Source organism: Micromonospora sp. NPDC049230, assembly GCF_040647875.1.
GTDB lineage: Bacteria > Actinomycetota > Actinomycetes > Mycobacteriales > Micromonosporaceae > Micromonospora.
In genome coordinates, this window is the sequence record NZ_JBEZCZ010000081.1 from 1 (window position 1) to 12,851 (window position 12,851).

Below are 12,851 nucleotides of genomic sequence, written 5' to 3' on the forward strand. Positions count from 1 at the left end.
CTGGATCAGCACCGAACACCTCGCCGACTGGATCGCCACCCGCGGCTACGCCACCAGCTGACCCACACCACCGCACCAGCGAAGGGCCGGACCCCTAGAAACCGCCCGGGCGGTTTCTAGGGGTCGGCCCTTCGTCGTCGTCATTTCCACCAACTGCGGCACGTATTGACAAGTTTCGACACAAGGGCGAGGCTTGGGCAACCGGTGAGAGCGCTCTCTCGCACCAGGGCTCCGCCGGTCACCACCAGTCTGGTCAGGGCGATCTCCGCTGTCTTCGGCGGGGGCACCGGAGCCACCCCTGACCCGTCCCCCGACAGGAGTCACGAGATGGACAGGGCCGCACCCCTCTCCGGCACCCACCGCCGACTGCGCCTCGCCACGGCGATCGGCGCCCTGCTGCTGCTCCTCGGCACGTACGTCGTCTCCACCACCGCCCGGGCCGACGCCGCCCCGGTCGCCAACGCCATCCGGGTGGCCGAGTTCCCCGCCGACTGCGCCTACAGCCACCGGCTGCCGGACGACCCGATCATCTTCCCCGGGCTGCCCGGGGCCTCGCACATGCACAGCTTCTTCGGCAGCACTGTGACGAACGCCCACACCACACTGCCCGACCTGGTCAACTCCCAGAGCACCTGCAACCCGCGGGTGGACGTCTCGTCCTACTGGGTGCCGACCCTCTACCGCGACAACGTGCCGGTGGAGCCGGCGATCTCCACGTTCTACTACCTGGGTGAGGGCGTACGCGCCGACGTGGTCGCGAACACCCAGCCGTTCCCACTCGGGCTGCGACTCGTCGCCGGCAACGCGAAAGCCGCCGGGCCGAACGACAGCATCGCCCGCTGGTCGTGCCTGCACGCCGGACAGGTGCCGCCGTCGAAGGACTTCGTCACCTGCCCGGCGGGCACGATGCTCGAGTCGTACCTGGACTTCCCCCAGTGCTGGAACGGCCGGGACCTGGACTCGCCGGACCACAAGAGCCACCTGGCGTACCCGGTGAACCAGGCCTGCCCGAGCACCCACCCGGTGCACGTGCCGAAGCTGCGGCAGGTGCTGCGGTACCCCGTCAACGGCGACCCGTCGCGGTTCCGGCTGGCCTCCGGGCCGGGCTACACCATGCACGGCGACTTCTTCAACGCCTGGCCGGTGGCGGAGATGGCCCGGCGGGTCCAGGACTGCATCAGGCCGGTCATCAAGTGCGGTCACGACGGCCGACCGATCTGACTCGTATCCGAGGGCGGGCCCGGCCACGCCGGGCCCGCCACCCCAGCCGAAAGGGTGCCCGGATGCGGATCGCCAGACCGACAGCGCTGCTCGCCGCGATGCTGCTCGCGGCCGGTTGCACCACCGGGCCACGGGATGCCGCCGGCACCACCGGGCCCGCGACGACGGTGCCGGCCGCGACCGCGGTGCCAACACCCTGGGGTACGACGGGAACGTTCAGCCCCACCGACGTCGCCTGGCTCCAACTGACGGTGGCGATGGCTGATCGCCTGCTGCCCGTACTCGATCTGGTGCCGGCGCGGACCACCGACCCGGCCTGGCGGCGGCTGGCCGCCGAGGTCGGGGCCGCCCAGCGCGACATCGCCGACCGGAGCCGCCGGCTGCTGGCCGACTCGGGTGCGCCGACGACCAACCCGCACGAGGGCCACGACATGCCCGGCATGGTCACCGCCGACGAGGTGAACGCGCTGCGGTCGAGCACCGGGCAACAGTTCCTGCGGTTACTCGCCGGCCACCTGCGGGCACACCTGGGGCAGTCGGTCCGGGTTGCCACCGCGGAGCGGCGGAGTGGGGTTCACCCGGCGACCATCGTCGTGGCCGAGACGGTGGTCCGGGGCGGCACCGCCCGGCTCGCGGGGCTCGATCGACTCGACCGGCCGCCGTCAGCGGTCGACGTGTCGCCCGCCCAGCGGCTCCCACCGGTCTAGCCGGCGCCGTTCTCACGACGACGGCAGCGCCGTTCTCACCGCTACGGCGGTGCAGCACGCCCCCAGCGGCGCTGCCGGCAGCTCCGATCGCCCCGCTCAGCGGTTCGCCAGCAGCCGGGCGATTGTCGCCGGCTCCGCCAGGTGCGGGAAGTGACCGCCGGGCAGCACGGTCACCGTGATCCCCGGCAGGGCACCCGTCAACCAGGTCAGATAGCGCGGCGGCGGCTCGGACGAGGTCACCCAACGGTAGGGGACCCCCCGCTCGCCGATGGACCGCAGGTCGCGCTGCCGTTCGGCGGCGATTTCCTCGTCGGACCCGCGCAGGATCTCACCCCAGTAGCCCAGCAGGAGGTCCGGCCGGGGATCGGTCGCGGTCCGCACGATCTCGCGCGCCTCGGCCGGCAACCCCTCGATGCCCATTCCGGCAAGCATGGCGTCCCACACCCGCCGCCAGTCCGGGCCGCGCAGCGTGGGCTCGGCCTGGCGTACGGCCACACCGAACGGGCCGGGCAGCAGGATCTGGTCCAGATTCACCACGCCGCGCACCGGGTGATGTGCCGCGTACGTCGTGGCGACCACCGCGCCGACCGAGTGTCCCACCACGATCGGTCGGTCGACGCCCGCCTCGGTGACCCGCTCGTGCACGACGTCGGCCACCTCGGCCATCCCGTAGGACACCCGCCGGGGTGCGTCGCCGTGCCCGGGCAGGTCGAGGGTGAGCACCTGCCGGGCGGGATCGATCACCGCGAGCTCGCGCCGGACCGGGTCCCACTGTCGCCGGTCGAACGTGAGGCCGTGCAGCAGCACCAGGGGTGCGCGGTCGTCGTCCGTCATTGCCTCACTCTCCTACGTCCGGGCGCTCTCCCGCAGCGAGTCGATGGTGAGGTCGAGGACCGCCTCCAGGTGGTCGATCTTTCCGGTGGAGAGCAGCAGCAGCACACCGCCCTGGATGCCGGCCAGCAGTGCCGCGGCGGCGCGGTCGGCGTCCACCCGCGCGGCGATGTCCCCGGTCGACTGCATGTGCCGGATGCCCTCGGTGATCGCCGCCTGCCAGCGCCACATCAGCCCGGTGACGATCGCCTGGGCGGCCGGTGCGCGTCGGCCGGTCTGACCGAGCAGACCGTTGAGCGGGCACTTCACGCCCTGTGCGAGGTAGCGCTCGATGAGCCGGTCACGCCACGCCACCCAGGCGGGCCAGGACGTCAGGTTGCTCAGCATCGGCTCCTGGTCGAGGAGCACCTGGTCGGCCTCGTGCTCGGCCACCGCGAGCAGCAGCTCCTCCTTGCCGGCGGGGAAGTAGTGGAAGAGCTGCCCCTTGCTGGTGCCGGTGTGGGCCATCACGTCCTCGAGGCGTACCTCGTCGACGCCGCGTTCGCGGATCTCGGCGGCGGCACCGGCGACGATCCGCGCCCGGGTGGCCTCGCCCTTGCGGGTCAACGCCCGTGTCATGCGACCTCCGTCACCGCTTCCTGGCCCGTACCTGCTGGTCCGACCCTAGCGCGGACTTTGGACTTGCAGGTCCAATTTTGGCGAGCAAAGGTTCGCGACGCGGTCCGCTCCGGGCCGACACCACGATCGGGAGGGGCACCACCATGAACCACTACTACCTGCTCGGGCGGTCCGGTCTGCGGGTGAGCCGACTGGCGCTGGGCACCATGAACTTCGGCGTCGACGGGTTCCACGCCGCGTACGGAAAGACCGAGGAGGAGGCGGAGCCGATCTTCCGCCAGTACCTGGAGGCGGGCGGGAACTTCATCGACACGGCGGACTTCTACACCGCCGGGGAGAGCGAGAGGATCCTCGGCCGCCTGATCGACAGTGCCGGTGTACGCGAACGGCTCGTGCTCACCAGCAAGTTCACCAACACCGTCGACCCGAGCGACCCGAACGCCAGCGGCAACGGCCGCAAGCACATCGTGCGGGCCGTGGAGGCGTCGCTGAGCCGACTCGGCACCGACTACATCGACCTGTACCTGCTGCACACCTGGGACCGGATCACCCCGGTCGAGGAGGTGGTGCACACCCTCGACGACCTGGTACGCGCCGGCAAGATCCGCTACGCCGGGCTGTCCGACGTGCCGGCCTGGTACGCGGCCCGCGCGCAGAGCCACGCCGAGGCGCACGGCCTGACCCCGATGATCAACTTGCAGCTCCCGTACTCCCTGGTCGGTCGGGGCATCGAGGCGGAGTACGTGTCGATGGCCCGGACCGTGGGCATGGGGCTCACCGCGTGGAGCCCGATCGCCGGCGGCCTGCTCAGCGGAAAGTACCGGCGCACCGGCGACGGCCTGAGCGGGACCGGGCGGTTGACCAACCCCGACGCCGCGGGCCGGGAGATCAGCCCCGGCGACTGGCAGGTCATCGAGGCTCTGGAGGACGTGGCCGCCGACCTGGGCCGCACCATGGCCCAGGTCGCGATCAACTGGGTGGCCACCCAGCCCGCCGTCGCCTCGGTCGTCATCGGGGCGAGCAGCGCCGAGCAGGTCCGCAGCAACTTCGAGGCGCTGGAGTTCGAGATCCCGGCCGACGCGCGTCGCCGGCTCGACGAGGCCAGCGCACCAAAGCTCGAGGTGCCCTACGTGATGTTCACCCCGCAGTACCAGTCCTGGGTGGTGAGCCCCGGGCTCGGTATCGGCGACAAGCCGGCCGGCTACGCGCCGCCGGTGTTCAACGGCGCCGCCCAGCCCACGACGTGAGGCGACCCGGGGCCGCCGCCCGCCGGCCGGCGAGGACGGCGACGCCGGCACGGGCTCCGCTCGCGGAGCCCGTGCCGGCGGTCACGGCCGGCTCTGTTCGGGCAGTTGGTTGCCGTAGTAGGCGCCGGCGCCGTGCTTGCGGGTGAAGTGGCGGTCCAGCAACCACTGTGGCGCGGCTGCCGCCGGGTTCAGCGAGAGCGTCTTCATGGCCATCTCCGCTACCGCCTCGCAGACGATCGCGTTCTCCACCGACTTGAGCGGGTTCGCCGCCCAGGTGAACGGGCCGTGGTTGGCGGCGAGAGCGACGGGGTTGGCCAGCGCCTCGGCCTCTCCCCCGATCAGCTCGATGATCGCCAGGGCGGTGTTGAACTCGTAGTCGTGGGCGCACTCGTCGGCCGTCAGGTCCCGGGTGACCCGGATCGGGCCGGCGAAGGTGTCGGCGTGCGTGGTGCCGAGCACCGGCACGTCCCGCCCGGCCTGGGCGAAGGCGACGGCGTTCGTCGAGTGGGTGTGGGTCACTCCGCCGATGGACGGCCAGCGCAGGTAGAACGCACGGTGGGTCTCGCTGTCGACGGAGGGCCTCAGCTCACCGGCGACGACCTGCCCGGTCTCCAGATCCACCGGGACGAGGAGGTCGGCCGTGAGGTCCTGGTACGCCACGCCGGAGGGCTTGATCACGTAGATGCCGGCCTCTCGGTCGACCCCGCTCACGTTGCCCCAGGTCAGCGCGGCCAGGCCGGCGTCGGCGATGAGGCGGTTCGCGGCGAGGACTGCGGCACGCAAGTCGGTTGATCCGGCCGTACTCATTGCTGGTGTCGCCTTTCGGGGTGGGGATGGGATCCGTCGCGGCGCGACCCTTTGCTGCGGTAGCGGGGCAGGTTAGCGCTAACATTTCGTGCGGTCAATAGCGGGTGCGCCTGGTCGGATGGGGATGACGCGCCCACACGAGGCACGGCACGGGCGCAGTTTAGACGCCGGCGCGGCAGCGCGCGGCCCACGTCCCGGATGGTCGGCGCCGGGGTCGAGCGCGGCGACGAGCCGGGCTCACTCGTCGACGCGGGCCGCCTGGGCCAGTCCGGGGGTCGGTGTCGGCTCCCCCTCGTAGAGCGCCACGTACCGCCGGCGCAGCTCGGACCCCTCGGTGCCCAGCGCGGCGAGGTCGAGGATGTTGTGACCGACGCCCAGCGCCTCGGGCAGGGTGCAGACCCGCAGCGGGATCGCGTGCGCGTCGGCGATCCGACGGGGCACACTCACCGCCGCGGCGCGGTCCACCACGCCGTCGAGCGGGCTGATGGCGACCGCGGCGCTGCGCAGACCGGTGCGTCGGGGCGGGTTCGGCAGACTGCGCGCGATCGTCAGGTACTGGGTGACGGCGGAGAGCGAGTAGCCGCGCGACGTGACACGGTCCGGCAGGACGCGTCGCCCGTACAGCGTGAGGAGCGGTCGGACCGCGAAGGCCGGCGCCTGGCGCGGGTCCGGGCCGAAGAACGGCGACAGCAACAGCAGACGCCGTACGACGTCACCTGGCACCTGGGCCAGCCAGGCGGCCAGCACGGCGCCGCCGGAGATTCCCACGACGCCCACCTCGTCGCCGAGGCCCGCCGCGACGGCCAACCCCCGCGCGGCGTACGTCGTCAACTCCTCGGCCTCGACCCGGTGGTGGGCCCGCCTGTCGACGGTCCCGTGCCGGGGAGCCCGTGGGATCCAGACGTTGTACCCGCTGTCGAAGAACTCCTCGGCCAGTTCGTCGTACTGCTCGGGCGCGAGGGTGTATCCGTGCAGCAGCAGAACGACCCGGCGGGTACGGGAGCCGTGGCTCAGCAGGCGGCTGCGCGATTCCGGTCGGAGCGCCGGATCCGCCGTCTCGGCCGCGATGACGGCCTCGGCGGCACGGGTGGCGGTGTCGAAGTCGAGCGGTTGCCACGGCGCGACCCGTCGCCCAGGGCGGCGCACCGGCCAGAGGTACAGCCCTGCGACAAGCGCCACGACCAGCGCCAACCCACCGACGAGAAGCGCGATGATCTCCGGCATGCGCCGATGCTGACAGGGGCGGGGGCCGGTGCCGGCCGAGGGGGTGCGCCCGGGTGACCGGGCGCACCCGATCGGCTATCGCGGTGGCGCGAAGACGACCCGGGAGCGCAGTTGCCGGAAGCCGGTCCGTTCCAGTTCCGCGAGCACCGCGACCCGGCGGGCGTCCACGTCGGCGATGACCTCGCGGGCACCGCCGTCGGCCAGCACCCGGACCGCCTCGGTCAGCAGCTCGGGCCGAGCCGCCTCGTCGAGGAGGCCGAGATAGGCGAGCAGTGGGTAGCAGGCGTCCCCGAACGTTCCGGCCAGCCCGACCGGCCGCCCGGCCTCCAGCGCGACGCGCCATCTGTCGGTGGCGTCTCCCAGCCAGGCCAGCGGGTCGGTGGCCAGGTCGACTCCGCCGACCGCCCGCGCGATCTCGGCGCCGGTCAGCACGTCCGGCTCGGCGATCCTGGCGACCAGGACGTTGATCTCCGCCAGGTCGGTGGGCGCCCGGAAGTCGTAGCGGCCGGAAGACGCCGGCAGCGGTGTGCCCGTCCAGGAGCACCGGAGCCGCTCCCCCCGCTCGACCAGCCCGGCGAGCCGGGCGGCCTCCATCGGCGCCCGCACCACGGCCAGCACCTCCGGTCGACGCCGCCAGTGCGCCGGCAGTGCGGCGTAGTAGCGGCCGGGGCCGCCCAGCGCCTCGTGGGCGGCATGCAGCAACTCGGCGCCCACCTCCGGCTCGGCGTCCAGATCGAACCGGTCCAGCCAGGGGGCGCCGACAGCGCCCGGTGGGAGGAGCCAGGCGGCCCGGCCGACCACCCGGCCGGCGCGCAGGGCGACCCAGGTGGTCTCGGGCCGGTAGCCACCGCTGGCGACCCCGTCGGCGTACGCGACCTGGCGCAGTTGGGGCAGCGGATCGGGCATGGAGTCGAACAGGTTTTCCTCGCCCGCGACGAGCGGACGAATGAGCAGATCAGTCATGATCGTGGTCCTCCGGGTGGCGAGCGCCCCGGGTCAGGCCCGCGCGGACGCCGGAGCGCGGAGGGGGCGCAGAACATCGGACATTGTTCTGACCTCCTTCCCGCTCGACGGCGTGCCACGAAACCATACGCGCAGCCCTCGACGGCGGGCAATGGGTGCCCGCCGTCGGGTTGGTCGCGGACAACGGCGGGTGCCGGACGACGTCAGGTCGTCCGGCAACCGTCCGCCCTCATCCGGCGACCGGAGAGTCGTCGCGGTCGAGCTGGGCACCGCCGCGCCCGGGGCGGACCGCCGCCTCGTCCGTCGCGCCAGCGGCGGTATGCCGGATCATGCGGGCCGTCACTGCCCGGTAGGAGCGCGGGTCGACGGGGAGCAGCCACTGCCGCGCCCGGGTCAGCGGGCCGAGGTTGAGCCGCAGTTCGTCGAGCACCTCGTCGATGTTGTGCATCGAGAACGGGATGATGTTCGTGCCACGGGCGTGCCGCCCGTTGGTGCGCTTCGCCATCCAGGCCAGGCGGGTACGCACCTCGTCGCGCATCCGAGCCTCGGTGGGCAGGGTGAGCCCACCCCGCAGGTACGCGGCCGTCCACACCGCCGCCATCTCGGCGCTGAGCGGGCTGAAGAACGACGAGTTGTAGCCGGCGAACGTCAGCCGAGGCACACCGAGCGGCAGGATCTGACGGTAGAGCTGGAAGTTGCCCGCGTCGTCCTGGAGCCGGGCGTGCAGCGCGTCGTCGAAGAACGGCACGTGCTGGCGGAAGCCGGTGCCGCAGATCACCAGGTCGGCCGCGAGCACGGTGCCGTCGGCCAGGCGGGCGGCGGTCCGGCCGTCGTCGTCGACGAGCAGCTCGGTGATCACCTGGTCGCGGTGCACGGCGATGCGGCCGTCGGCGACGCGCTCGAAGAAGCCCTCGGTGGCGAGGCTGACAGTGCTGCGGGCGATGTCCTCGAAGCTGCCGTTGGGCACCAGACCCAACTCACGCAGTTTGAGCTGCCTGGTCGCGACCGAGCCGACGCTGTCGACCATCCGTTGGCGCAGGCCGTTGCCCGGCCCGTGCAGGAACCGCTCGAAGCCCTTCAGGTGCAGGTAGCGGAACAGCGCCTCACCCATCCGACTGAGCAGCAGGTACTTGTAGTTGAGTACGCCGCCGAGCTTGCGGGGCATCTTCCAGAGCAGGCCCCGGGCCACCACGTGGGTCTGGGCAGCGACCTCGCTCAGCGGGACCGCCACGTCGCAGGACGACTTGCCGTACCCGACGACGAGGACGTTGCGGCCTCGGGCCGCCTCGATGTCGTGGAACTCCCCCGTGGCCAGGACACGCCCGCCCGCGGCGGCGAAGGCCGCGTGACCGTCGAACGACGGGACGACCGGGTCGCAGAAGATGCCGTTGGCGACGATCAGGTGGTCGTACCGTTGCACCGTCACCGGCTCCTGGGCACCCGCCGGCCGCGACGCGATCAGCCACCCGGTCTCGTCGTTGACGAGTTCGGCGGAGACGACCTCCGTGGACAGCCGCAGCACGCTGGCGAGCCCGAACTTCTCCACGTAGGTCTCGAGGTACCGCTGGACCTGCTCGCCCGAGGGCCACTGGATAGTCGGCGGGCATCGGCAGGTCGGACAGGTGATAGGTGCCCTTGTTGTTCTGGGTGTGCAGGCCGGGGTAGCGCCTGGTGCGGCTCCACACCCCACCGACGTCGGGCGCCTTCTCGAAGACGGTGACGTCGAACCCGCTCTGCCGCAGCACCTTCGCTGCGCTCAGGCCGGCGAATCCGGCACCGACGACGGCAATTCTCATGGCATCCTCCGAAGTGCGTGGACCGCTGCGGCGGCGGTGGTGAGCGCACGCTAGCCAGCAGGGCGTGGCCGTCGCTATCCGTTGCGCGCGAGGTGTGTCCGCTGCGCGCAGCCGACCGGTCCGTGTCGGGTGCACGGCTTTCCGACACCGCCCCTGCGGGCCGCGCCTTATGGTCAGCGCACCAGGACGACCGGGAGGGGTCGGATGGATGCGGTGACGGTCCGGACGGACGACGTCGACCAGGCCCGCGCCGAGGTCGGCCGGGTCTTCTGTCCGCATCGACTCACCCCGCAGGCGGGCGTGCGTGCCGTCCAGTTGCGGATGGCGGCATACCGGGTGGGCGGGGTGGGTGTCATCGACCTCGACTACGGGCAGGCGGTACGCATCCAACCCCCCGCCCTGGAGAGCTTCTATCTCGTCCAGATCCCCCGGGCCGGCAGCACCGTGGTGCGGCACTCCGGGAACACCGTGACCTCGACACCCGACGTCGCCTCGGTCCTCTCCCCGTACGACTCCTCGGACATGCGGTGGTCCGCGGGGTCACCACATCGGATCTTCTACGCCGACCGGCACGCCGTCGACAGCGAGCTTGCCCGCCTGCTGGGCCGCCCGGTGGACGACCCGGTCCGTTTGGACGTCGGCATGGCCATGACCACGCCGAGGGCGCAGGCGTGGGCGCGTGGGGTGGCGTTCCTCGCCGACGAGTTGGCCCAGCCGACGGACGCGTCCCTGTTCGACCACCCGCAGGTGGCCGCCCGATTCGAGCAGGGGCTCATCGGCCAACTGCTGCTGGCCCACCGGCACAGCCATTCCGACCTGCTCGCCGAACCGGACCACCACCCCCACCCCGGGCGGCTCGTCCGCCGGGCCCGCACCCTGATCGCCGACCACCACGGCGAGGCGCTGACCGTCGGTGATGTCGCCGAGGCGCTGCGGGTGAGCGTACGCACGTTGCAGGACTGCTTCCGGCGGGAGTTGCGGACCACGCCGACGGCGTACCTGCGGGCCTGTCGGCTCGACGCGGCGCAGCGATCGCTGCGGGCGGCCGAGCCGGGGGTCTCGGTGACGACAGTCGCGCTACGGCACGGGTTCGTGCACCTCGGTCGGTTCGCGACCGAGTATCGGAGCCGGTTCGGTGAGTCGCCGTCCGCGACCCTCCGCCGCTGACCGGGAAACACCACCTCGCCGGGCTCGCCGGAAGGAGTGCGCCGCCGACAAAATCGTTATCCCGCAACGGCCGGCGAGTCTCCTTCAGAGAAGGCGCTGGTAGCGATCAGGCACCGCCCTTCGTCGAGCAGCGATGTGACCACACGAAGGAGTCGAGACGATGCGCGCAACCGGCCCGGGTGAAGCGGACACCCCGAACGGACGCCGGGGTGTCCACGCGGAGCCCCGACGACTCCGCGTACGGCGTCTGGGCTGGCCCCTCGCCGTGGCCGTCGTGGTGGCCGTACTGGTGACCGGTCTGATCGTCGTGGTGCAGCCGAGCGGGTCGACGCCCGTCCCCGCCGCTACCCAGGCGGCCGACGCGCCACCGTCGACGAGCCCGCAGGCCGACGCGCCCACAGCGACCACTCCCGCCGCCACGACGAGTCCCGCCGCCGTGACACCGACCACGAAGCCGACGGCGAAGCCCACGACCCGGCGTCCGGTCGCCCCGGCGGCGACCGCCGTGACCTCGACGCGCAAGGGCGTCGGGGTGTGGACCTTCGACGGGGTCAGCCAGGCGCTGGCCAGTTCCGGGGCGAGTTGGTACTACACCTGGGACGTCGCCCACCCGGGTGTCACCAGCCCGAAGAACGCCGAGTTCGTCCCGATGATCTGGGGGGCGAAGAGCGTCACCGCCGGCAACCTTGAGAAGGCCACGCAGAACGGTCGCTACCTGCTCGGGTTCAACGAACCGGACCTGAAGGGTCAGGCCGAGATGACAGTGGAGCAGGCGTTGGAGCTGTGGCCGCAACTGGAGGCGACCGGCCTGCCGCTGGGCAGCCCGGCGGTGGCCTGGGGCGGTGACCGGCCCGGCGAGTGGCTCGACCGCTTCATGGCCGGGGCCAGGCAACGCGGTCACCGTGTCGACTTCATCGCCCTGCACTGGTACGGCGGCGACTTCACCACCGCCAACGCGGTCAACCAGCTCCGGTCGTACCTCCAGGCGGTGCACGACCGCTACCGGCTGCCGATCTGGCTCACCGAGTTCGCCCTGATCGACTTCTCCAACGGCGTTCGCTTTCCGACCCAGGCGCAGCAGGCCGATTTCCTCACCGCGGCGACCCGGATGCTGGGCGGCCTGACCTGGCTGCACCGGTACGCGTGGTTCGGCCTGCCCGCCACCGACAAGGACCAGTCCGGGCTCTTCCGCACCGGCGGCGAGGCGACCGCCGTGGGCCGCGCCTACCAGGCCGCGCGCTGAACCGGGTGCACGTGGTCCCGCCACGAGTGCCGCGGCTCGTACCCCAGCACCCGCCGCGCCTTGTCGATGCTGAGCAGCGTCTCGTGCTCGCCCAACTCCTTACGGACCTCGACGCCCGGGTAGACCTCGGCCAGCAGGCTGGCGCTGGACCTGCTCATCACGGTGTCGGCGTTGGCGATGATGAAGACGTCGGCGCCGGGCCGGTCGTGGGCGAGCGCACGCTCGACCGCCTGCGCCCCGTCGCGGGCGTCGATGTAGCCCCACAGGTTCCATCGCCGCGCCCGGGGGTCGGCGTCGAAGGAGGGGAACGGGGCGTAGTCCTCGACGTCCATCACGTTGGAGAAGCGCAGGCCCACCATGACCAGCTCCGGGTCCCACCGGCAGAAGTGCCGGGCCATCTCCTCCTCGAGGACCTTGTTCAACGAGTACGTCGACTCCGGCCGCGGCGCGTACTCCTCGTCGACCGGCGCGTACGGCGGCGGGGTGTCGAACGGCAGCCCGAGCACCGTCTCGCTCGACGCCCACACCACCCGCTTGATTCCGGCCGCCCGGGCCGCGGCGAAGACGTTGTACGTGGCGGCGGAGTTGTTCGCGAACGTCGTCGCGTTCGACATCAGCCCCGGGGCCGGGACCGCCGCCAGGTGCACTATCGCGTCGACCCCACCGGCGTGCTCGTCGGCGCCCCCGGTGAACGCCTCCACCACCTGCCCGTAGTCGGTCAGGTCGACAAGAAGGAACTCCCCGTCCACGTCGCGCGGATCACGGCCGCCGGCCCGGTCCACGGCCAGCACGTCGACGCCCACGGCGCGCAGGTGGGCGACCACGGCCCGGCCGAGCTTGCCGGTGGCGCCGGTGACGACGACACGCCTGGGCAGTGCGGAGTTGCTCATCACCACATCCTCGCCGAGAGCGGCCGCGGGCCCGCACCCGGCCCTAGCTGTGCTGTCCAGGGACGTTGGTCAACCTGGTGATCGGTGGTAGGCCGCCAGTGGCGGTGTGGGGTCGGTGGTGATTGTAGTGATGTAGG

General features: G+C 72.0%; 12 protein-coding genes and 1 pseudogene. 5 read left to right on the top strand and 8 right to left on the bottom strand.

Annotation, left to right across the window (positions count from 1 at the left end; translation table 11 throughout):
- Positions 1-327: 327 nt before the first annotated feature.
- Both AB0A95_RS34350 and AB0A95_RS34355 read left to right on the top strand, forming a co-directional pair.
- Positions 328-1,221, top strand: a complete 894-nt coding sequence (locus AB0A95_RS34350) for a DUF1996 domain-containing protein (RefSeq protein WP_357559934.1) — start codon at positions 328-330, stop codon at positions 1,219-1,221.
- A 62-nt stretch (positions 1,222-1,283) separates the two neighbouring features.
- Positions 1,284-1,928 (top strand): DUF305 domain-containing protein, encoded by a 645-nt coding sequence (locus AB0A95_RS34355; protein ID WP_357559935.1) that lies wholly within the window; start codon positions 1,284-1,286, stop codon positions 1,926-1,928.
- A 96-nt stretch (positions 1,929-2,024) separates the two neighbouring features.
- Here AB0A95_RS34355 and AB0A95_RS34360 read toward each other — a convergent pair whose 3' ends face one another.
- Together AB0A95_RS34360 and AB0A95_RS34365 are read right to left on the bottom strand one after the other, a co-directional pair.
- On the bottom strand, positions 2,025-2,762 hold the full coding sequence (locus AB0A95_RS34360; protein ID WP_357559936.1) for an alpha/beta hydrolase: 738 nt from the start codon (positions 2,760-2,762) through the stop codon (positions 2,025-2,027).
- A gap of 12 nt (positions 2,763-2,774) precedes the next feature.
- A complete protein-coding gene (locus AB0A95_RS34365) occupies positions 2,775-3,377 on the bottom strand; it encodes a TetR/AcrR family transcriptional regulator (protein ID WP_357559937.1) in 603 nt (200 codons plus the stop codon).
- A 143-nt stretch (positions 3,378-3,520) separates the two neighbouring features.
- On the opposite strand from AB0A95_RS34365, the gene AB0A95_RS34370 reads away from it, so the two are divergent.
- Positions 3,521-4,624, top strand: coding sequence for an aldo/keto reductase (locus AB0A95_RS34370; protein ID WP_357559938.1), 1,104 nt, complete (start codon positions 3,521-3,523; stop codon positions 4,622-4,624).
- Positions 4,625-4,705: 81 nt separating this feature from the next.
- Here the strand turns inward: AB0A95_RS34370 and araD are convergent, their stop codons facing one another.
- The 5 genes and pseudogenes from araD to AB0A95_RS34395 form a co-directional block, all read right to left on the bottom strand.
- Positions 4,706-5,407, bottom strand: a complete 702-nt coding sequence (araD, locus tag AB0A95_RS34375; RefSeq protein WP_357559939.1) for an L-ribulose-5-phosphate 4-epimerase AraD — start codon at positions 5,405-5,407, stop codon at positions 4,706-4,708.
- Between the two features lie 261 nt (positions 5,408-5,668).
- Positions 5,669-6,655, bottom strand: coding sequence for an alpha/beta fold hydrolase (locus AB0A95_RS34380; RefSeq protein ID WP_357559940.1), 987 nt, complete (start codon positions 6,653-6,655; stop codon positions 5,669-5,671).
- Positions 6,656-6,730: 75 nt separating this feature from the next.
- Positions 6,731-7,618 carry an acetyltransferase gene (locus AB0A95_RS34385; protein ID WP_357559941.1) on the bottom strand — a complete coding sequence of 296 codons (888 nt, stop codon included), beginning with the start codon at positions 7,616-7,618 and terminating at the stop codon, positions 6,731-6,733.
- A gap of 229 nt (positions 7,619-7,847) precedes the next feature.
- Positions 7,848-9,164, bottom strand: coding sequence for a monooxygenase (locus AB0A95_RS34390; RefSeq protein WP_357559942.1), 1,317 nt, complete (start codon positions 9,162-9,164; stop codon positions 7,848-7,850).
- Positions 9,165-9,264: 100 nt separating this feature from the next.
- Positions 9,265-9,693, bottom strand: a pseudogene (locus AB0A95_RS34395) (FAD-dependent oxidoreductase); the annotation flags it as partial.
- Here AB0A95_RS34395 and AB0A95_RS34400 point away from each other — a divergent pair.
- Complete coding sequence (locus tag AB0A95_RS34400; RefSeq protein ID WP_357559943.1) at positions 9,619-10,581, top strand: AraC family transcriptional regulator; 963 nt, start codon at positions 9,619-9,621, stop codon at positions 10,579-10,581. The pseudogene AB0A95_RS34395 and the gene AB0A95_RS34400 sit on opposite strands and share 75 nt — an antisense overlap.
- Before the next feature lie 160 nt (positions 10,582-10,741).
- Positions 10,742-11,824, top strand: a complete 1,083-nt coding sequence (locus AB0A95_RS34405) for a glycoside hydrolase family protein (protein WP_357559944.1) — start codon at positions 10,742-10,744, stop codon at positions 11,822-11,824.
- Here the strand turns inward: AB0A95_RS34405 and AB0A95_RS34410 are convergent.
- The gene (locus AB0A95_RS34410) at positions 11,806-12,714 is read right to left on the bottom strand and encodes an NAD(P)-dependent oxidoreductase (RefSeq protein WP_357559945.1); all 909 of its coding nucleotides are present in this window, start codon (positions 12,712-12,714) and stop codon (positions 11,806-11,808) included. The genes AB0A95_RS34405 and AB0A95_RS34410 overlap by 19 nt on opposite strands.
- Between the last annotated feature and the right edge of the window lie 137 nt (positions 12,715-12,851).